The 19,923-nt window shown below is 60.9% G+C and carries 23 protein-coding genes; 14 read left to right on the top strand and 9 right to left on the bottom strand.

Going from position 1 to position 19,923, the window contains the following annotated elements; genetic code table 11:
• The first annotated feature begins 90 nt into the window (after positions 1–90).
• The gene (locus tag CYG48_RS04645; RefSeq protein WP_118849309.1) at positions 91–1,743 is read left to right on the top strand and encodes an acyl-CoA dehydrogenase family protein; all 1,653 of its coding nucleotides are present in this window, start codon (positions 91–93) and stop codon (positions 1,741–1,743) included.
• Here the strand turns inward: CYG48_RS04645 and CYG48_RS04650 are convergent.
• Positions 1,725–2,660, bottom strand: a complete 936-nt coding sequence (locus CYG48_RS04650) for an AEC family transporter (RefSeq protein WP_118849310.1) — start codon at positions 2,658–2,660, stop codon at positions 1,725–1,727. The genes CYG48_RS04645 and CYG48_RS04650 overlap by 19 nt on opposite strands.
• Before the next feature lie 182 nt (positions 2,661–2,842).
• Here CYG48_RS04650 and CYG48_RS04655 point away from each other — a divergent pair, with 182 nt between their 5' ends.
• The 3 genes from CYG48_RS04655 (at position 2,843) to CYG48_RS04660 (ending at position 4,097) form a co-directional block, all read left to right on the top strand.
• On the top strand, positions 2,843–3,487 hold the full coding sequence (locus CYG48_RS04655; RefSeq protein ID WP_118849311.1) for a TetR/AcrR family transcriptional regulator: 645 nt from the start codon (positions 2,843–2,845) through the stop codon (positions 3,485–3,487).
• Positions 3,488–3,609: 122 nt separating this feature from the next.
• Positions 3,610–3,780, top strand: a complete 171-nt coding sequence (locus CYG48_RS22395; RefSeq protein WP_199925215.1) for a hypothetical protein — start codon at positions 3,610–3,612, stop codon at positions 3,778–3,780.
• Positions 3,777–4,097, top strand: a complete 321-nt coding sequence (locus CYG48_RS04660; RefSeq protein ID WP_118849312.1) for a DUF6105 family protein — start codon at positions 3,777–3,779, stop codon at positions 4,095–4,097. The genes CYG48_RS22395 and CYG48_RS04660 overlap by 4 nt, the downstream gene beginning before the upstream one ends.
• Here the strand turns inward: CYG48_RS04660 and ruvX are convergent.
• On the bottom strand, positions 4,046–4,528 hold the full coding sequence (ruvX, locus tag CYG48_RS04665) for a Holliday junction resolvase RuvX (protein ID WP_118849313.1): 483 nt from the start codon (positions 4,526–4,528) through the stop codon (positions 4,046–4,048). The two genes, CYG48_RS04660 and ruvX, sit on opposite strands and share 52 nt — an antisense overlap.
• 114 nt (positions 4,529–4,642) lie before the next feature.
• Between ruvX and CYG48_RS04670 the strand changes: the two genes are divergently transcribed.
• From CYG48_RS04670 to CYG48_RS04690, 5 genes are all read left to right on the top strand, one after another.
• Positions 4,643–5,347, top strand: coding sequence for a metal-dependent hydrolase (locus tag CYG48_RS04670; RefSeq protein WP_118849314.1), 705 nt, complete (start codon positions 4,643–4,645; stop codon positions 5,345–5,347).
• Positions 5,348–5,457: 110 nt separating this feature from the next.
• On the top strand, positions 5,458–5,745 hold the full coding sequence (gatC, locus tag CYG48_RS04675) for an Asp-tRNA(Asn)/Glu-tRNA(Gln) amidotransferase subunit GatC (RefSeq protein WP_118849315.1): 288 nt from the start codon (positions 5,458–5,460) through the stop codon (positions 5,743–5,745).
• Positions 5,746–5,809: 64 nt separating this feature from the next.
• Positions 5,810–7,291: an Asp-tRNA(Asn)/Glu-tRNA(Gln) amidotransferase subunit GatA gene (gene gatA / locus CYG48_RS04680; RefSeq protein WP_118851495.1), complete on the top strand. Its 1,482-nt coding sequence runs from the start codon at positions 5,810–5,812 to the stop codon at positions 7,289–7,291.
• Between the two features lie 22 nt (positions 7,292–7,313).
• Positions 7,314–7,802, top strand: a complete 489-nt coding sequence (locus tag CYG48_RS04685) for a Panacea domain-containing protein (RefSeq protein ID WP_199925216.1) — start codon at positions 7,314–7,316, stop codon at positions 7,800–7,802.
• Positions 7,803–7,815: 13 nt separating this feature from the next.
• Positions 7,816–8,511 (top strand): hypothetical protein, encoded by a 696-nt coding sequence (locus CYG48_RS04690; protein ID WP_118849317.1) that lies wholly within the window; start codon positions 7,816–7,818, stop codon positions 8,509–8,511.
• Between the two features lie 33 nt (positions 8,512–8,544).
• On the opposite strand, the gene CYG48_RS04695 is transcribed toward CYG48_RS04690, so the two are convergent.
• Positions 8,545–8,802, bottom strand: coding sequence for a YjhX family toxin (locus CYG48_RS04695; protein WP_118849318.1), 258 nt, complete (start codon positions 8,800–8,802; stop codon positions 8,545–8,547).
• A 265-nt stretch (positions 8,803–9,067) separates the two neighbouring features.
• Between CYG48_RS04695 and CYG48_RS04700 the strand changes: the two genes are divergently transcribed.
• From CYG48_RS04700 to CYG48_RS04720, 5 genes are all read left to right on the top strand, one after another.
• Positions 9,068–9,577 (top strand): GNAT family N-acetyltransferase, encoded by a 510-nt coding sequence (locus CYG48_RS04700; RefSeq protein ID WP_118849319.1) that lies wholly within the window; start codon positions 9,068–9,070, stop codon positions 9,575–9,577.
• Between the two features lie 98 nt (positions 9,578–9,675).
• Complete coding sequence (gatB, locus tag CYG48_RS04705) at positions 9,676–11,178, top strand: Asp-tRNA(Asn)/Glu-tRNA(Gln) amidotransferase subunit GatB (RefSeq protein ID WP_118849320.1); 1,503 nt, start codon at positions 9,676–9,678, stop codon at positions 11,176–11,178.
• Between the two features lie 4 nt (positions 11,179–11,182).
• Positions 11,183–11,686, top strand: coding sequence for a GNAT family N-acetyltransferase (locus tag CYG48_RS04710; RefSeq protein ID WP_118849321.1), 504 nt, complete (start codon positions 11,183–11,185; stop codon positions 11,684–11,686).
• A 134-nt stretch (positions 11,687–11,820) separates the two neighbouring features.
• Positions 11,821–12,219: an NADH:ubiquinone oxidoreductase subunit NDUFA12 gene (locus tag CYG48_RS04715; RefSeq protein ID WP_118849322.1), complete on the top strand. Its 399-nt coding sequence runs from the start codon at positions 11,821–11,823 to the stop codon at positions 12,217–12,219.
• Positions 12,220–12,296: 77 nt separating this feature from the next.
• Complete coding sequence (locus CYG48_RS04720) at positions 12,297–12,728, top strand: DUF2155 domain-containing protein (protein ID WP_118849323.1); 432 nt, start codon at positions 12,297–12,299, stop codon at positions 12,726–12,728.
• 3 nt (positions 12,729–12,731) lie between these two features.
• On the opposite strand, the gene aat is transcribed toward CYG48_RS04720, so the two are convergent.
• The 6 genes from aat to CYG48_RS04750 all read right to left on the bottom strand — a co-directional run bounded on the left by aat (position 12,732) and on the right by CYG48_RS04750 (position 19,866).
• Positions 12,732–13,349 carry a leucyl/phenylalanyl-tRNA--protein transferase gene (gene aat / locus CYG48_RS04725; protein ID WP_118849324.1) on the bottom strand — a complete coding sequence of 206 codons (618 nt, stop codon included), beginning with the start codon at positions 13,347–13,349 and terminating at the stop codon, positions 12,732–12,734.
• 11 nt (positions 13,350–13,360) lie between these two features.
• The gene (accC, locus tag CYG48_RS04730) at positions 13,361–14,707 is read right to left on the bottom strand and encodes an acetyl-CoA carboxylase biotin carboxylase subunit (protein ID WP_118849325.1); all 1,347 of its coding nucleotides are present in this window, start codon (positions 14,705–14,707) and stop codon (positions 13,361–13,363) included.
• A 5-nt stretch (positions 14,708–14,712) separates the two neighbouring features.
• Entirely contained in the window at positions 14,713–15,174 is a 462-nt protein-coding gene (accB, locus tag CYG48_RS04735) for an acetyl-CoA carboxylase biotin carboxyl carrier protein (protein WP_118849326.1), read from the bottom strand.
• Positions 15,175–15,203: 29 nt separating this feature from the next.
• Positions 15,204–15,641, bottom strand: coding sequence for a type II 3-dehydroquinate dehydratase (gene aroQ / locus CYG48_RS04740; RefSeq protein WP_118849327.1), 438 nt, complete (start codon positions 15,639–15,641; stop codon positions 15,204–15,206).
• Between the two features lie 123 nt (positions 15,642–15,764).
• A complete protein-coding gene (locus CYG48_RS04745) occupies positions 15,765–16,523 on the bottom strand; it encodes a DsbA family protein (protein ID WP_118849328.1) in 759 nt (252 codons plus the stop codon).
• A gap of 283 nt (positions 16,524–16,806) precedes the next feature.
• Positions 16,807–19,866 carry an Rne/Rng family ribonuclease gene (locus CYG48_RS04750; RefSeq protein ID WP_118849329.1) on the bottom strand — a complete coding sequence of 1,020 codons (3,060 nt, stop codon included), beginning with the start codon at positions 19,864–19,866 and terminating at the stop codon, positions 16,807–16,809.
• Positions 19,867–19,923: the final 57 nt, after the last annotated feature.

Genomic DNA, 19,923 nt, shown 5'->3' on the forward strand with positions numbered 1-19,923 from the left:
TAAGGTGTGACGAAAAGGGCGGCAAGCGAATGCACGGGAAATTTGCGACATCCCACTGCAATTTGCAGAGAAACCGGCTAGAAGCGGTGCATGAACCAGATGTCGCGCGCCGAAGAAAAATTCGCAGAACTGAACCAGCCAGAACCGTGGTCCGGCATCAATGCCTATCGATCGGATCCGCTCGTCGTTGACCTGACGAGCACGCTTAACCGCACGATCCGCGAAGAATATGACCAGCTTGGCAGATATGTCACCTCGCCGGAAGCGCAGGAACTGGCGCGGATGGCAAACGAGAGCCCGCCGAAGCTGAAGACCCATGGGCCGCGCGGCGAACGGCTCGATACGGTGGAGTTTCACCCGGCATGGCATGCGCTGATGCGCCGGTCGATGCAGGCGGGTCTTCATTCGTCCGTATGGGAAAGCATTCCGGAAGCCAAGGGGCACGAGCACAAGGCACGGGCGACGCGTTTCTACCTGACGTCGCAGCTTGAATGCGGGCATCTTTGCCCGCTGACGATGACCAGCGCCTCGATCGCGGCCCTGATGGCTTCGCCGCGGGTCCAGAAGGAATGGGCGCCAAAGATCCTGTCGCGCAAATACGATTCGACGAACCGCCCGGCGCTGCAGAAGAACTCCGTCACGCTCGGGATGGGCATGACCGAAAAACAGGGCGGCACGGATGTGCGCGCCAACCGCTCGACCGCCGAACGCGTCGGCGAGGGTATCTACCGGCTTTCCGGCCACAAGTGGTTCATGTCGGCGCCGATGAGCGACGGTTTCGTCATGCTCGCCAAGACGGCCGAGGGGATCGGCTGCTTCCTGGTGCCGCGCCTGCTCGAGGACGGGACGGCGAACGGCCTGCAGTTCCAGCGCCTGAAGGACAAGCTCGGCAACCGCTCCAATGCCTCGTCCGAGGTCGAGTTCAGCGACGCCTTCGGCTTCCTGCTCGGCGAACCGGGTGCTGGCATACGCACCATCCTCGACATGGTGACGCTGACGCGGCTCGATTGTGCCCTGGCGTCTGCCGGCATCATGCGTGCCTCGCTGGCAGAGGCCGTGCACCACACGCGTGGCCGCAGCGTCTTCGGCAACAAGCTCATCGACCAGCCACTGATGACGCGGGTCCTGGCCGACATGGCGCTTGATGTCGCTGCCGCAACGGCACTTGCCTTCCGCCTTGCCGATGCTTTCGATCGTGCCGCAAGCAGCCAGACGGACGCAGCCTTTGCGCGCGTCATGACGCCGGTCATCAAATACTGGAACTGCAAGATCGCCCCGTCGCTGATCTATGAAGCGATGGAGTGCCTCGGCGGCAACGGTTACGTCGAGGAGCGACCGATCGCCCGCCACTACCGCGAAGCCCCGGTCAACGCGATCTGGGAAGGCTCCGGCAATGTGATGGCGCTCGACGTGCTGCGCGTCCTGTCGCGCGGCAGGGACCTGTTCGAGACGGTGCTTGCCGGCTTCGAGCGTGATCTCGGTCCTTCGGGCAAGAAGACGGTCGAGGTGCTGCGCGCCGCAATGGCACTCTGCGAATCGGATGAAGGTGCAGCACGGCTTCTGGTCGAGCAACTGGCGCTTGCCGCAGGCGCCGCCGAACTGATGCGGCTTGGTGCGGGCAAGATCGCCGATGCTTTCCTCGAAACGCGGCTGGCCGGCGGCTGGCGCTCGACCTACGGCATGCTCGATTCCCGCTTCGACGCCCGTTACATCGTGGATCTGCTTTATCCGCCGGCGACCTGAGCGGTCACTGCCATCACCACCGGGATCGTCAGGAATGACGCCACGACCTGCAGCGTTGCCGTAGCAGCGTAGAGGTCGGCGTCACCGTTCAGCTGCTTTGCCAGCAGGTAGCCATTCATGGCGGTGGGGACCGAAGCGCTGAGCGCCAGGAGCACGAGCCCGTCGCCGGAAATCCCGTAGAGCGAGCCGACCGCGACTGCCACGATCGGGAAAACGATGAGTTTGAGGCCAACGCCGACAAGCGCGGCGGCCCGCGGCTTCAGCGCATCTGCAACGCGCAAGCCGGCACCGACGGTGATGAGACCGAGGCTGAGCGACGCCTGCGACAGGAGTTCCACCGTCTTCATCAGCGGCGCAAAGATCGGGATGCCGCTGACGTTCACGAGGATGCCGGCGAGCGTTGCGATGATCAGCGGGTTCGTGACGACGCGGTACAGGATCGCGAAATAGTTGCGGTCGCGGCCTGAAAACCAGAGCAGCACCGTGACATTGATCAGGTTGAGCGGAATGATGATCGCCGCCATCACGAGGCCGACCGTCAGCAGCCCTTCCGCGCCATGGGTATTGGCTGCGATTGCAAGTGCGATGAACGCATTCCAGCGGGTCGCTGTCTGGAACACCGAGGTGAAGGCTGGTCCGCTGGTGCCGGCATTGCGAAACAATGGCCAGGCAAGCAGCAGGCCGCCCGACATGACAAGCACCGCGCCGATCGCGGCGATGCTGACGCTCAGGTTTCCGAGATTGGCAAAATCGGCCTTCGCCATTGTCATGAACAAGAGGGCAGGGAAGAGCACCCAGTAGCTCAACTGCTCAAGTCCATCCCAGACGCTGCGGTTGATCGCCGGCGTGCGCTTGAGCCCCATGCCGAGAAGCACGAGCAGGAAGATCGGGAGGATGCTTTGGAAGACGATGAGCATATGGGAAGAAATGTTGGAGGCAGGTGCACTGTCGTTAGTCTTACCCGGCGGCAAGCGCAATGCTGCGGCGGTAAATCAGCGGATGCAGGCCAGCAATTCTGTGCATCGCCTTTCCCACCTGCTTGCGGCGCCCCCGGCACCCCACTATCGCGGTTAACAATCGAGACTCGGACAGGTTAACCATGCTGCAGATTCCGGAACTTACTGCTCACCAAGCCAGTGCACCCAAGGTCAGGAACCGCGCTGGAACCGAGCGCGCGATTTTTCTGGCGGCGCGGGATCTTCTGGCCGAGCAGGGTTTCCAGGGCTTCGGCATCAATGCGGTGGCCCGGCGCGCCGGTTGCGACAAGCAACTCATCTATCGCTACTACGGAGGCCTTGACGGTCTGATCGAAGCCATCGGCAACGATCTCGGTACCTGGGTGAAGGACAAGATCCCGGAAGACACCGGCGGCATGTTCCTGCTCACCTATGGCGACCTCATGGAAAAGCTCTCCACCTATTTCATGGAGGCGCTGCGCGACGATCCGCTGGTCTGCAAGATCGTTGCGTGGGAGGTGTCGCAGGACACGCCGCAGGTTCGCCGCCTGGCGGAAGCCCGTACCAAGGCGCTCGGCAAGTGGCTGGACCGGATGAAGGGCTCGCTGACGCCGCCGAAGGGCGTCGATGCCGCCACGACCAATGCCATGCTGTTTGCCGCGATCCAGCACCTGGTCATCTCCGCTGCCGTCAGCGGGCAGTTCGCAGGCGTGCCCTTGAAGACCGAGAAGGACTGGGAAAAGGTGGCCGCAGCGCTGCGCCGCCTGGTGCGTGCCATCTACGGGTGACCGCTTTTCCACAGTCTGGCCCGCCGCGTTAACCATGTTGACCGGTTTGCATTGCCCCGAACCTCCCGCGCCTTAAGTTGATTAACGAATTGTTAACCACGACAGTCGCCGGACCGAGGTGAATGGGAACTGCTCTCAAAGATCATGCATTGCTGGTGGTCATGACGACGCTCTTTGCGATGCTGGCGCTGGATATTTCCGTTCCCGCCGTGGTCTTGAGCCTGATGGCATTGTCGAGATGGCTCATCCTTCCGGAGATGTATCCGGTCGAGTCGAGGAGAAGAACCGCATGAAGTGGTTTGTGATTTTGTGGGCAGGCCCCGTGCTGTTGCTGTCCAGCTGGTACGGGCTTTCCTATTACGACATGAGCTTCGGCTTCTTCATGTTGACGCGCCACACCCACGACCTCGTCTTCACCATCTACGGCAACATCCTCGGCATTCCGCCGGAGACGATCCCGCCGCTGGTGGCCCGCGCGATTGCCTTCGACAGCCTGATCGTTTTCGCCATCATCGCATTCCGCAAGCGCAAGGCAATTGCCGCTTGGTGGCGCCGTCGTCAGGCGTCACGCTCTCTCGCCAGTGAAGAAAGCCTGTCGAGCGCGCCCTGAAGAATGAAGCTCGCGGCGGCCGAATCAATCCGGTCCGCCCGCTTGGCGCGCGATACGTCCATCTCCAGCAGTGCACGTTCCGCGGCCACGGTCGACAAACGCTCGTCCCAGAACACGAAGGGGAGGTCGGTCTTTTCGGACATCGACCGCACGAACGCACGGGTCGCCTGGACGCGTGGGCCCGATGAGCCGTCCATGTTGACCGGCAGCCCGATGATGAAGGCCGCCACCTTTTCTTTCTCCGCAAAGGCGAGCAGGGTCGCCGCATCCTGCGTGAACTTGACGCGCTTGATCACCGGTCGCGGGGAGGCAAAACGACGACCGAGATCCGACATGGCAAGCCCGATCGTCTTGGTGCCAAGGTCCAGGCCCGCAACGGCTTCATCTGGACGCAGCGCCGCCGCAAGTTCCTCGATCGTCATTACCGTCATATGTGGTCGTCCTGCATTGGGATAAACGCATCTCGCGCTGCCTGGGACTTCCCTTTAGCGGCATCGCGGCTATCTGTCAGGGGCACTTAGTCTTTATACTAGAGGAGTATTTCCATGAAGATCACCTGGCTTGGGCACTCCGCCTTCCGGATCGAGACGGCGAAGGCGAAAATTCTGATCGACCCGTTCTTCACGGGAAACCCCGCTTTCTCCGGTCAGGACGCCAAGACCGCGGCTGAAGGCATTACTCATATCCTTTTGACGCATGGCCACGGCGACCATGTCGGCGATACTGTCCAGCTTGCCCGCGAGAGCGGTGCCACGGTTCTTGCCAATGCCGATCTGGCAGCCTGGCTCGGCAGCAAGGGTGTCGCCAAGCTCGAAATGGGCAATACCGGCGGCACGATCAGTTTCGACAGCTTCACCGCGACCTTCACCAACGCGCTGCATTCCTCGGCCCAGATCACCGAGGACGGGGTGTCGCATGCGCTCGGTAATGCTAACGGCCTGATGCTGCATTTCGAGGACGAGCCGTCGATCCTCCACATGGGCGACACGGACATCTTCTCCGATATGGCGCTGATCAACGAACTGCACCAGCCAGACATCGGCATCGTGCCGATCGGCGACCGCTTCACCATGGGCGGCGCCGTTGCAGCGCTCGCTTGCCAGCGCTTCTTCGACTTCAAGCACGCCATCCCGTGCCACTATGGCTCCTTCCCGATCATCGACCAGACCCCGGAGAAGTTCGTCAAGGGTATGGAAGGTTCGCGCACGCGGGTCGAGACGCCGGCCGTCGGGGGCAGCCTCAGCTACTGATCAAGTCACCACTCAAGTGGCGCGCCGCGGTGATTTGCGGTGCGCTGCCTGTTGCGGGAACCGGATGGCGCCATTATAGCGGTAGAAAATTTCTCGCCTGGAGTTGCACCATGTCCGTCGATCTCGCCATCGTAAAGCGCGTCGCGCGCCTTGCCCGCATTGCGGTTACCGAGGAAGATGCCAATCGCATGGTCGGCGAACTGAACGGCATTCTCGGGTTCGTCGAACAATTGAACGAGGTCGATGTGACCGGCGTCGAGCCGATGACATCGGTCACTCCGATGCAGATGCGCAAGCGTACTGATGATGTCACCGATGGAGACAAGGCCGCCGACGTGGTGGCCAATGCCCCGGTGACCGACAACAATTTCTTCCTTGTGCCGAAGGTCGTCGAGTGAGCGCTTCCGTTCAGGAAGCCGCCGCCAAGCCTCCCGCCTGTTTCAAGAACCATTGAAGATGACCATGACCGAACTCACAAGCCTCACCATTGCCGAAGCCCGCGAGAAGCTGAAAGCCAAGGAAATCACCTCGGTCGAGCTCACCGAGAGCTACCTGAAGGCCATCGACGCGGCGAACGAGGCGCTCAACGCCTATGTGACCGTGACGCCGGAAAAGGCGCTGGAAATGGCCAAGGCTTCCGATGCGCGCCGCGCATCGGGGACGGTCGGCGCGCTTGAAGGCATTCCGCTCGGCATCAAGGACCTGTTCGGCACCAAGGACGCCCACACCCAGGCCTGCTCGCATATTCTCGATGGCTTCAAGCCGAAATATGAATCGACCGTCACCCAGAACCTCTGGGACGATGGCGCGGTCATGCTCGGCAAGCTCAACATGGACGAGTTCGCCATGGGCTCCTCCAACGAGACGTCCTATTACGGACCGGTCATCAACCCCTGGAAGGCTGAAGGCTCCAACCAGCAGCTCGTGCCGGGCGGTTCCTCCGGTGGTTCGGCTGCAGCCGTTGCCGCGCACCTTTGCGCCGGCGCGACTGCGACCGACACGGGCGGCTCGATCCGCCAGCCGGCCGCCTTCACCGGCACGGTCGGCATCAAGCCGACCTATGGCCGCTGCTCGCGCTGGGGCGTCGTTGCCTTCGCTTCATCGCTCGACCAGGCTGGCCCGATCGCCCGTGATGTGCGTGACGCCGCCATCATGCTGAAGTCCATGGCCTCCGTGGACGCCAAGGACACGACCTCGGTTGACCTGCCGGTGCCGGATTACGAGGCCTCGCTTGGCCAGTCGGTAAAGGGCATGAAGATCGGCATTCCCCGCGAATACCGCCTGGACGGCATGCCGGAAGAGATCGAAGCGCTCTGGCAGAAGGGGATTGCCTGGCTGAAGGAAGCCGGTGCCGAGATCGTCGACATCAGCTTGCCGCACACCAAATACGCGCTGCCGGCTTATTACATCGTGGCCCCGGCTGAAGCTTCGTCGAACCTCGCTCGTTATGACGGCGTGCGCTACGGCCTGCGTGTCGACGGCAAGGACATCGTCGACATGTACGAGAAGACGCGTGCTGCCGGCTTCGGCCAGGAAGTGAAGCGCCGCATCATGATCGGCACCTATGTTCTGTCGGCCGGTTATTATGACGCTTATTACCTGCAGGCGCAGAAGGTCCGCACGCTGATCAAGCGCGATTTCGAAACCGTTTTCGACGCTGGTATCGATGCGATCCTGACGCCGGCAACCCCGTCGTCCGCCTTCGGTATCGCCGACGAGAACCTTTCCGCCGATCCGGTCGCGATGTACCTGAACGACATCTTCACCGTGACGGTCAACATGGCAGGCCTGCCGGGCATTGCCGTTCCCGCCGGCCTCGACAAGAAGGGCCTGCCGCTTGGGCTTCAGTTGATCGGCAAGCCGTTCGAGGAAGAGACGCTGTTCCGCACGGCGCATGTCATCGAACAGGCCGCCGGAAAGTTCACGCCCACCAAGTGGTGGTAAAATGCCTGAGGACGCGCGATCGGTGGCCAATTTCTTTCTGGAGCTGGCTTGGACGCGCGACGGACAACTCACACATCTGCCGCTTCAAAAAATACTATTCTTCGCGCATGCGTGGCACCTTGGAAAGTATAACGAACCCCTGCTGGGGCAAAAGTTCGAGGCGTGGAAGTACGGGCCTGTGGTGAGGGTTGTATACGATCAACTTAAGGGAGTGGGGAAGGCGCCGATTTCTCGAAAACTGGAAAAGTTGGACGTCTCCACCGGCGTAATGAGAGAGGCTGTAGCTAACCTTACCAAAGACAAAAAGCGGTTCCTTACGGATATATTTGCCTATTACTACGGTTTTCATCCATCCGATCTTGTGGAGTTGACGCACGAGAGGGGTGGTCCTTGGCAAAAAGTTTGGGAAAAAGCTGAAAGAGATGTTGTTCCGGGTATGCTTATACCGGACGAATCAATTAGGTTATGGGTTCTTCGTCTGGGAGGAAGCGAGGAAAAGGCACCTAATTAATTAGGAGGAGAACTTGCGCCTTTCTCTGTCTCTCCCGGACATTGTTCGTATTTCCACACTTAGCGAAGACGCTGCGATCAATCATATTGTCGCTGAACTCGATGGTTCAGGCGGTGTTTTCAACTACATCGATGCCACTAAGCGAATTAAGTCCGCCTACAAGGGCTTGCATCGAATCGATAGCCTTATTGCCGTTCCTCCGTCCAGAATGGAAGAGGTAGGTCGGTGTCACAACATTGAGGTTGTAAAGCTAGCGGCGCCATTGGCCTTCGGGCGAACTACCAACGTATTCGATTTGAGTGGCAGGTTCTTCGCCTATGGTGAGGCTCGTCAAGCCTCCTATCGCGCGCCCTTCCTTTACACAGAGAGCGGGACGGTTAAGCTTTACTACTTGCAGCCTCGGAAAAGGGGCGGTCTCTCATTCGATCAGGCTTCTCTCTACATCTCTATCGTCAAAAAATTCCTCTTGGACAGCGAGTTCTACGGCGAGAAAGTTGATGTTGAGGTTGTGGATGTCGCTCAGCGGATTGAGGGACGTGGTCGAGTTCTGCGAATTTTCGATCTGTCGTCGGTGGAGATCTGGAGCGACGACAAAATCGCGCAACATCTGAAAGTGGTACGGTTAGCGCTTGATGATATTGAGGCACAAGGCCTCGTAAAAAAGAAGCGGCGCCCTCTGAAGGACCGGGATTTGCCGATGTTCTTCTGAAGGGGCGGCACCCCGGGTGCCGCCTTTTTGCGTTTAGCGGTTGTCCTGCTCGGACCTCACCAGCACCAAACCTCTTTCAGTGATTCGGTACGGCCGTCCGCCCTGGGACTTGATCGCCTTCTTTTGCTTCAGCTTGCGGAAGGTAATGAGGTCGAGGCCGGAAAACGCCCAGCCCTCGCGGGTGATGAGCTGCAGCTTTTCGATCTTGCGGTTGTCGTCACGGGTGAGTTCGATCCTGCCGCCCTGGGCGAGCAGATGTAGGATGCGCTGTTCGGCGCGGGAAATGTCCATAGTTCTTGTGTCCGGAAAAGCGCTCGTGCGAGCGCGCAAAAACGTTTCCGGCGCGGCAAGCGCCGGGGCGGTCGTTTTTGTCTGGGCCGGTGCGCTGCTTGGGCGGCCGGCCCCTCAGCGGGCCTCTCGGGACGAGAACATCAAAACTCCATCAGGACAACGGGATTCGAACTAGGATGCTTTGGGGGAATCGTCAAGCGGTGGGGCAGCCGCTGGTCAAAGCCAAAGCGCAATGCTTTACTGCCCGGGCAAGCAAGGGGGCGCCATGGGCACGATCCGCAACGCGCGTGAAGATGAAGTCGATGCGCTGGCGGAAGTCGGCTTCCGGTCCTGGGAAAAGGCCATGGCCGCCATTGGCGAGATGAACAGCATGCGCGAAGGCGCGCGTTCGGCCTTCCTGAACTTCACCCGCTCGTCCTGGCTGACGATCACCGTCATTGAACGCGGCGGCGTGCTGGCCGGCTGGGCAGCCCGCGAGAAGCTTGATGAGCTGATTTCCGATTTCTGGGTCGATCCGGCTTATCAGGGGCAGGGGCTCGGGAAACTGCTCCTCGCCGAAATCGAGGCGGAGATCCTGCACCAGGGTTTTGACGTGGCACGGGTCGAGACACATGCGCAAAACAGCGAGGCGATCGGCTTCTTCGAGAAGCACGGCTACTCGCTGAAATGGCTGACCGTCACCTATTCGCCGAAGATCGATCGCGATGTTCAGTCCGTGGGGCTGGCGAAGGAACTCGTCCAGCCTGATCTCGGCGTCTATGGCGCAAGCTTCTAGCGCGTTCCGCGTGCGTCAAGTGGTCGGTTAAGCTTGCGCCTGTGCGCCATTTGCTCTACCTCCAGAACACCTATCCGAGACCATATCACGAGCATCAGATGACTATTGTCGACGTCCGCACGCCCGATCCGAAACGCTTGATTCCCGGCGCCACTGGCGACTGGGAAGTGATCATCGGCATGGAAGTGCACGCGCAGGTCCTGTCGAAGTCCAAGCTCTTTTCAGGTGCTTCCACCGAATTCGGCAAGCCCGCCAATTCCAATGTATCGCTCGTCGACGCGGCTATGCCCGGCATGCTGCCCGTCATCAACGAGGAATGCGTGAAGCAGGCCGTTCGCACGGGGCTTGGCCTGAAGGCAGCGATCAACAAGCGCTCCGTTTTCGACCGCAAGAACTATTTCTATCCCGACCTGCCGCAAGGCTACCAGATCTCCCAGTTCAAGGACCCAATCGTCGGCGAAGGCAAGATCGTGATCTCGCTCGGTCCGGACCGTCAGGGCCAGTTCGAGGACATCGAGATCGGCATCGAGCGCCTGCACCTGGAACAGGATGCCGGCAAGTCGATGCACGACCAGCATCCGACCATGTCCTATGTCGACCTCAACCGTTCGGGCGTGGCGCTGATGGAGATTGTCTCGAAGCCCGACATGCGCTCGTCGGACGAAGCCAAGGCCTACATGACCAAGCTGCGCTCCATCGTGCGCTACCTCGGAACCTGTGACGGCAACATGGACGAAGGCTCGATGCGCGCCGACGTCAACGTTTCCGTACGCCGTCCGGGCGAGCCCTTCGGCACGCGCTGCGAGATCAAGAACGTCAACTCCATCCGCTTCATCGGCCAGGCGATCGAATATGAAGCGCGTCGCCAGATCGGCATCCTTGAGGATGGCGGCACGATTGACCAGGAAACCCGCCTGTTCGACCCGAACAAGGGCGAGACGCGTTCCATGCGCTCCAAGGAAGATGCGCACGACTATCGTTATTTCCCCGACCCGGACCTGCTGCCGCTCGAATTCGACGATGCCTTCATCGCCGAACTTGCCGAGCACCTGCCGGAACTGCCGGACGACAAGAAGGCCCGCTTTGTTCGCGAACTGGGGCTGTCGGTCTATGACGCTTCGGTGCTGGTTTCGGAAAAGGCGATTGCCGATTATTTCGAAGCGGTGGCCGAAGGCCGCGACGGCAAGATGGCCGCGAACTGGGTCATCAACGACTTGCTGGGCGCCTTGAACAGACTTGGCAAAGACATTGAAGAGACTCCGGTTTCGCCCGCCCAGCTTGGCGGCATCATCGACCTCATCAAGGCCGAAACCATCTCCGGCAAGATCGCCAAGGACCTCTTCGAGATCGTCTTGAACGAAGGCGGCGACCCCGCGGAGATCGTCGAAGCCCGCGGCATGAAGCAGGTGACCGACACCGGTGCGATCGAGAAGGCAGTCGACGAGATCATCGCCGCCAACCCGGATCAGGTCGCCAAGGTAAAGGCGAAGCCCACGCTCGCCGGCTGGTTCGTTGGCCAGGTCATGAAGTCGACCGGCGGCAAGGCAAATCCGCAGGCCGTCCAGGCGCTCGTCAAGGCGAAGCTGGGGATCGAGGAGTAGGCCCATGGTCTACTTCGTCCGCACCGCAGGAGAAGAGGACGTGGAGAAGATCCGCGTCCTGCTGGCGGAGACCTTCCACGCCACCTACGATCCGTTCTACGGCGCAGACAAGGTGGCAGAGATGGTGCGCAGCTGGCACTCGGCCAACGCCATCCGGGCGCGGATCCAGAAGCGGGACGGGGAATTCCTCGTTGCCGACGACGGCAAGGAGATCGGCGGCATGGGTTTTGCCGCCATGTATCCGAAGATGGCAAAGACGGCCATGCTGCACCAGCTCTACGTGAAGCCCTCGTGCCAGAACGAGGGCATCGGGCGCGACATCTTCGCAGAGCTCGAAAGCTGCTTTCCGGATGCGGAGATCATGCGGGTCGAAGTGGCGCTGGAGAACAAGCGCGCGCTTTCCTTCTATGAGCGGCTGGGCTTTGTTGAAGTCGACTGCATGGCGGAGTGTGGCGCCCCCAATTCCGGCCTGCCGGCGGTGATCCTGGAAAAGCGGCTGGCTGTCTGAGGGCGGATGCCTATATGACCTTCAAATGACATGGACTTGCCCCGGAATCGCTGGACATCCGCGCCTGCAGGCGGCATAAGCGGGGCAAAGTCAAAGCGCTTACCTAACCTGCTTTCGAAGCTGACGGACCGATCATGAAAAACTTGTTGTTGCAGATCTTCACCTGGTGGAACGGACAGACGATCGGTACGCGGTTCTTCACGTGGCGCCACGGCAAGAAGGTTGGCGAAGACGAATTCGGCAACATCTATTACGAAGGGCCGATGACCTCCTGGGGCAAGCCGCGCCGCTGGGTGATCTACAAGAACTATGCGGAGGCTTCCGCGATCGCTCCGGGCTGGCATGGCTGGATGCACTACCGCACGGACGTGCCGCCGTCGCAGGAAACCTACACGCCGCGCGAATGGCAGAAGCCGCACAAGGAAAACCTCACGGGCACGCCGCTTGCCTACCGTCCGAAGGGTTCGCTGGCCGCTACCGGTGAGCGTCCGCGGGTGACCGGCGACTACGACGCCTGGACGCCGGGGAACTGAGCGGCCCGGGTCGCACCGGTTTTGCCACAATCCACCTCTAGCTCTCAAAGCCAGTAACGGCCGCAGCGGGACGCAGTATGGGTTTGCCAACGTCTTATCTTCGCAAGTACCTGCTTGGCAGTGTCATCGCCCTGTCGGCGGCGCTTGCGGCGGATGGCGTGTCTGCTGCCCGCATCTCCAATGCCGTTGCAGTGTTCAAGGGCATCGACAAGATCACCGGCCGCATCACCACCTTTGACGTCTATGTCGATGAAACAGTGCAATACGGCGCACTGCAGGTGACGCCGAAGGTCTGCTACTCCCGTGACGAAAGCGAAGCGCAGAGGGTGGATGGCTTCATCGAGGTGGACGAGATCACCCTCGATCGCAAGATTCGCCGCATCTTCTCCGGCTGGATGTTTGCCGACAGCCCAGGCCTCAACGCCGTGGAACACCCGATCTACGATATCTGGCTGACGGGCTGCAAACAGGAATCGGACGTTCCGCCGCCAAGCAGCGCGAGCAACTGACGTTCAGAAGCGCCGGTGCGGCAGGTCGACGGCCTCGCGCAGCAGCTTCAGATAATCATCCTTGGCAATATCGATCGCGCCGAACGTCTTCAGGTGTTCGGTGGTGAACTGCGTGTCCAGGAGGATGAAGCCGTGCGCCTTGAGGCGCTCGACGAGGTGCACGAGGCAAATTTTCGAGGCGTTCGTGCGCCGGGAGAACATGCTCTCACCAAAAAAGGCCGCACCAAGCGACACACCGTAAAGCCCGCCAACGAGTTCATCGCCCTCGAAGGCTTCGACGCTGTGTGCGTGTCCCATCTTGTGCAGGTTGCCGTAGAGGCGCCGGATCGTGGAGTTGATCCAGGTGCTCGGCCGGTCAGGCGCCGGTTCGGCGCAGGCGGCGATCACCTCATCGAACGCGGTATCGAAGCGAATGTCGAACGGCCGGCGGCGGACCGTTTTCGCGAGGCTTTTCGACACGTGAAAGCTGTCGAGTGGCAGGATGCCCCGGACTTCGGGTTCGACCCAGAAGATCTCCGGGTCGTCTGCCGATTCCGCCATTGGGAAGAGACCGATGGAATAGGCGCGCAACAGGATGTCCGGTGTGATTGCCGGATAATATTTGCCGCGTCGCCCAGCCATCTAAGCCCTTCTTAGTGCGCCTTGTCTCCGGCCAGGTAGTGTTCCAGCCAGTGGATGTCGTAGTCGCCGTTGGCGATATCCGGATTGTCGACCAGATCCTGGAACAGGGGCAAGGTCGTCTTGATGCCATCCACGACGAACTCGTCCAGAACGCGACGCAGGCGCATCATGCATTCGACACGGGTGCGGCCGTGGACGATCAGCTTGCCGATCAAGCTGTCGTAATAGGGCGGGATCTTGTAGCCCGCATAGGCACCCGAATCGACGCGTACGCCAAGGCCACCGGGGGCATGGAAATGCGTGATCGTGCCCGGCGACGGGACGAAGGTCCGCGGATCCTCGGCGTTGATGCGGCATTCGATGGCGTGACCGTGGAAGACGATGTCTTCCTGCGACACGGACAGGCCACCGCCAGAGGCGACGCGGATCTGCTCGTGCACGAGGTCGATGCCGGTGATCGCTTCGGTGATCGGATGCTCCACCTGCAGGCGGGTGTTCATTTCGATGAAATAGAACTCGCCGTTTTCGTAGAGGAACTCGATCGTACCGGCACCGCGATACTTGAGCTTCTTCATCGCGTCGGCGCAGATCTGGCCGATCTTCATGCGCTGGTCGACGTTGAGGGCAGGGGAGTTGGCCTCTTCCCAGACCTTCTGGTGGCGGCGCTGCAGCGAGCAGTCACGTTCGCCCAGATGGATGGCGTTGCCTTCACCGTCGCCGACGACCTGGATTTCGATGTGGCGTGGCTTGCCGAGATACTTTTCCATGTAAACGGCATCGTTGCCGAATGCGGCAAGCGCTTCCGAACGGGCCGTGGAAACGGCTTCTTCGAGATCCGCTTCGTTCTTGGCGACCTTCATGCCGCGTCCGCCACCACCGGCCGTTGCCTTGATTAGCACCGGAAAACCGATCGCGCGGGCAATCTCCAGAGCGTTCTCCGGCTTCACTTCGCCATCAGAACCCGGAACAACGGGAATGCCGAGTTCCTGCGCGGTCTTCTTGGCGGTGATCTTGTCACCCATGATGCGGATGTGCTCGGCCGTCGGGCCGATGAAGGTGATGCCGTGCGCTTCGAGGATCTCGGCGAACTTGGCGTTTTCCGACAGGAAGCCGTAGCCGGGATGCACCGCATCCGCGCCAGTGATTTCGCAGGCAGCGACGATCTGGTGGATGTTCAGATAGCTTTCGCGCGACGGGGGCGGCCCAATGCATACGCTTTCGTCGGCAAGGCGCACATGCATCGCATCCGCATCAGCCGTGGAGTGGACGGCAACAGTCGCGATGCCGAGCTCCTTGCAGGCCCGCAGGACACGAAGCGCGATCTCGCCACGGTTGGCAATGAGGATCTTCGAAATCATGGGCCTTACTCGATGATGACGAGGGGCTGGCCAAACTCGACCGGCTGGGAATCGTTGACCAGGATCTCGGTCACCTTGCCGGCACGCGGCGAGGGGATCTGGTTCATCGTCTTCATCGCTTCGATGATGAGGAGCGTCTGGCCTTCCTTGACCATCGTGCCGACTTCAACGAAGGCGCGGGCGCCAGGAGCCGGAGCAAGATAGATGGTGCCGACCATGGGAGCGGTCACGGCATTCTTGTTGTCGGCAGCGGCAACCGGGGCCGGGGCTGCTGCTGCAGGTGCAGCGGCGGCAGGAGCGAAGGAAGGAGCGACTGGCGCCTGAACATACTGGGTCGCACCCTGGCGCGACACGCGAATACGCAGGTCGTCCTGCTCGACCTCGATTTCCGTGAGGTCGGTATCGTTGAGGATGTTCGCTAGGTCGCGGATCAGTCCCTTGTCGATCCCGTTCTTCTTCTCAGACATGGCAAATCCTGTTTGTGTTGTTTATCGTGTCAGGCACTAAGGGAATTCAGGGCGTTGAGCGCCAGAACATAGCTCTGGATGCCGAAGCCGCAAATCACGCCCTTGGCCGCTGGAGCGATCGCCGAGTGGTGGCGGAAATGCTCGCGTGCATGGACGTTCGAGATATGAACTTCGATCACCGGAACGGAGATGGCCTTGATCGCATCGTGAAGCGCAATCGAGGTATGCGTGTAGGCGCCCGCATTGATGGCGACGCCGATAGCCTTCTCGCTTGCCTCATGAAGCCAGTCGATCAGGACCCCTTCATGGTTGCTCTGGCGGAAGTCGACAGTCAGACCCAATGCCGCGCCGGCCGCGACGCATTCGTTCTCGACATCCTTGAGCGTATTGCCGCCATAGATGCCTGGCTCGCGCTTCCCAAGCATGTTGAGGTTCGGGCCATTGAGGACGAAGACCGTCTTGTTCATCGGCTATCTTTTGTTCCATCCTGAAGTTCAGCGGCCACCTATAGACCGGTGAGATCGCAAGGGAAAGCCCTGAAGCGCCGAAAGGCGCGCCAGTCCCCTACTGGATAGAGCTTGAGGCGGGAGTTAGCAGGTGGCCTTGCCGCAGGCGCGGACATTGGCGACCTTCGGCTCGAGCGCATCGACACCCTGGGCGCCGAAGACAGCTTCGTCACCGACGACATAGGTCGGCGTGCCGGTGATGCCGATCGCGGTTGCCAGTTCGTAGGCTTCGCGAACGATGTCGTCGTTCGGGTTCTCGGCCATAGACTTGCGGATATCCGCTTCATTCAACCCAAGCGACGAAGCAACAGCGATCGCCGACTTCTCGGATGCGTGCGATTGGCCCATGAGCTCCTGGTGGAACTCGGCATACTTGCCGGGCGCGAGCAGCCGGACGGCATTCGCAACACGATGGGCGGCAAGTGAGTCAGGACCGAGGATCGGGAACTCCTTCAGGACGAAGCGGATGTTCGGATCCTTCTCCAGAAGTTCGTTCATGTCCGACAGCGCGCGTTTGCAGTAGCCGCAATTGTAGTCGAAGAACTCGACCACGGTGACGTCGCCCTTCGGATTACCAAGCACGACGTCGTTTGGTGAGGTGAAGATCGCCTGCTTGTTGTCAGCGATGCCCTTGGTCGACATGGCCGTGCGCTGCGAGGCCTGTTTGGCCTGCAGGGCATCCTGTACCTCAAGAAGGATTTCCGGGTTCTGCAGCAGGTACTCGCGGATGAACGCGCCCATTTCCTGCTTCTGCTGTTCATCGATGGCGAGCGCCGGCGCCGCATGGGTGAAGGCAAGAGCGAGCATGGAGCCGGCGGCAAGGGTCTTGAACAGGCGGGTCATTCACTTCCTCGTTGGTGTGCATGGCAGCGCCGAAGCAGGCTGCGTCGTGTCACGAGCTTAGGCTATTCGACCGGCCTGCAAAACCGGAAACTGTTTTGATCGCTGCAGTCCCGGCATCAATTGTTCGTGGAGGAGATGGAAACCGCCGTTACCTCCCAGTAACTTAGCGGCGGCGATTGAATCAAACTGGCAACAACTTGAATCAGTTTGCGAAGGGGGCGGGAACTCCGGCAACAAAAAAGGCCGCCCCGAAAGGCGGCCTTTAGATCACATTTATTGGCTATCAGAAGAAGCCGCGACGCTGCCACCAGCCGGCCTTCTTCGGCTTCGGCGGTTCGCCATCACCTTCCGGCGCAGCGGTCGGTTCGGAGCTCTTCACCACTGCCTCGGTCGAGGAAGAGATATTCGATGCGCGGTTGGCGCGAACCGGCTTGGCTTCTTCGCTGGCGTCAGCCGCGGGCGCTTCAGCAGCAGGCTCAGCGGGAGCGGCCGGCTCTTCGCCAAGTGCAGCATCGACCTGTTCCACAACGGCCTCGACAGGCGCTTCGGGAGCGGTGGCTTCGGTGGCGACCGGTGCTTCGGTTGCTGGAGCTTCGGTTGCTGGCGCTTCCACGGCAGCGGCCTCTGCGGCGGCCGGGGCCTTGCCACGACGAGCACGGCGGGGCTTCGGCTTGGTCTCTTCGGCAACAACCGCTTCGGCTTCCGAAGGAGCCTCCGCAGCCGCCGTTTCAACAGGAGCTTCCGTTTCAGCGGCGACTTCCGTTTCGGCTACAGCGCTTTCAGCTGCGGCAGCACCTTCTTCGCCTTCGCCTTCGCCTTCGTTATCGCCATCTTCGGATTCGGAAGCGTTCAGTTCGCTGCCTTCCTCACCATTGCGGTTGCGGCGGCCACCACGCTTGCCGCGACGGCGGCGCTTGCGGCGGTTGCCTTCATCGCCTTCTTCACCCGATGCGGTTGCTGCGGACGCGTCTGCGTCAGCGGTGGTTTCGGATGCATCGTCCTCGCCTTCGCCGTCGTCTTCATCGCTGTCCGACATGTCGTCGCCAGATGCCTGGACGGTATCACCTTCTGCGCCACGCTCGCCGCCATTGCGGTTGCGACGACGCCGGCGGCGCTTGCGCTTGCGGTTTCCGTCTTCACCCTGGGCGCGATCCTGAGCAGCCTGCTGCGGCTGTGCCGGTGCAAGCTCTTCTTCGTCCTCGTCCTCCTCCTCGATGATGACGTCATCATCCTCGTCTTCGACGGGCATGGAGGCGAATGGGACCAGGGTCTCGATCTTCACCGGGTTCTCGACCGGCTCGCCCTTGTCGATTGCAAAGTGGGCGGCCCCGACGCTGACGTCAGACTCGATGTAGATCGAGACGCCGAAGCGGTTCTCGTAATCGACGATAGAAGCGCGCTTCTGGTTGAGCAGGTAAAGCGCGATCTCCGGCGTTGTGCGCACGGTGATGTCGTGGGTGGTGTTCTTGAGCAGGTATTCCTCGACGCCGCGCAGCACGTGCAGGCCGATCGACGACTGCGAACGAACGTGGCCGGTACCGCCGCAATGGCTGCAGACCTGCGTCGTCGATTCCAGCACCGAGGCACGGATGCGCTGGCGCGACATTTCGAGCAGGCCGAAATGGGAAATGCGGCCGACCTGGATGCGGGCGCGATCGTTTTTCAGGCAATCCTTCAGCTTCTTCTCGACAGCGCGGTTGTTGCGCTTTTCTTCCATGTCGATGAAGTCGATGACGATGAGGCCGGCAAGGTCGCGCAGGCGCAGCTGGCGCGCCACTTCCTCGGCCGCTTCCAGGTTCGTCTGGAGTGCGGTGTCCTCGATCGAGTGCTCGCGGGTCGAACGGCCCGAGTTGACGTCGATTGCGACGAGCGCTTCGGTCTGGTTGATGATCAGGTAGCCGCCTGACTTCAGCGTCACCTGCGGCTGCAGCATGCGGTCAAGCTGCGCCTCGATGCCGGAGCGCGAGAAGATCGGGTGGATGTCGCGATAGGGCTGAACCACCTTGGCGTGGCTCGGCATCAGCATCTTCATGAAGTCTTTGGCTTCACGATAGCCTTCTTCGCCCGAGACGATGATCTCGTTGATGTCCTTGTTGTAGAGGTCGCGGATCGAACGCTTGATCAGCGAGCCTTCTTCATAAACGAGGCACGGCGCAGTCGAGTTGAGCGTCAGCGTGCGGACGTTTTCCCACAGGCGCATCAGGTATTCGAAGTCACGCTTGATTTCGACGCGGGTGCGGTTTGCACCGGCGGTGCGCAGGATGACGCCCATGCCCTGCGGAACGTCGAGCTCGCGGGCAACTTCCTTCAGGCGCTTGCGGTCCTGCGGCTGGGTGATCTTGCGCGAAATGCCGCCGCCACGAGCCGTGTTCGGCATCAGGACGGAGTAACGGCCGGCGAGCGACAGGTAGGTCGTCAGCGCTGCGCCCTTGTTGCCGCGCTCTTCCTTGGCGACCTGAACCAGCAGGATCTGGCGGCGCTTGATGACTTCCTGGATGCGGTACTGCTTGCGTGGCTTGCGGACGACGCGATCCGGAACCTCTTCCATGGCGTCTTCGGCGCCAACGGACTCGATTTCTTCCTTCTCGTGGTGGTCGTCTTCGTCCTCGTCATCATCATCGGACGGACGGCGCGCGCTGACTTCTTCCGAAATCGAATCGGTCTCGACCATTGCGGCCATTTCGCCGGGCTTGGAATCGTCGTCGTCCGAACCGGAGGCGTCGCCTTCAGCCGGAGCTTCGGATCCGGTGGTTTCTGCAGCAGCGTCAGTTGCCTGGGCTTCAACTGCCGGCGCTTCCTCGGCTACGGCTTCAACCGCCTTCTTGCGGGAGCGCGTACGCTTCGGCTTTGCCTTGGGCTTTTCTTCTTCCTGAGCGGCGGCTTCTTCACCCGGGCTTGCTTCGGCAGCCTCGGCGCCGGCTTCGCTGGCCTGGTCTGCCTGGGGCGCTGCTTCTACCTGGGGAGCGGGGGCGGGGGTGATGCCAACGTCCGGCTGTTCTTCCTGGGCGAGATCGACCACCGGGTCGGCGCCTTCGGCTTCTGCAATCTTGCGTTGGTCTTCCGCTTCCTGCTGCATCAGGGCCTGACGGTCAGCGAGCGGGATCTGGTAATAGTCCGGGTGGATTTCGGCAAAGGCAAGGAAACCGTGCCTGTTGCCGCCGTAATCAACGAACGCCGCCTGAAGCGACGGTTCAACTCTGGTTACTTTTGCGAGATAGATGTTGCCGCGTATCTGCTTCTTATGTTGCGACTCGAAATCGAACTCTTCGATCCGGTTGCCGCGAACGACGACTACCCGCGTCTCCTCTTCGTGAGACGCGTCGATAAGCATTTTGTCTGCCATTGAAATTCTGCTCCTCGGCGCAGGCGAGGAAACGCGAACAGGCCCGCCATGAAGGCA

Origin of the sequence: Neorhizobium sp. SOG26, assembly GCF_003491345.1 — a bacterium.
GTDB lineage: Bacteria > Pseudomonadota > Alphaproteobacteria > Rhizobiales > Rhizobiaceae > Neorhizobium > Neorhizobium turbinariae.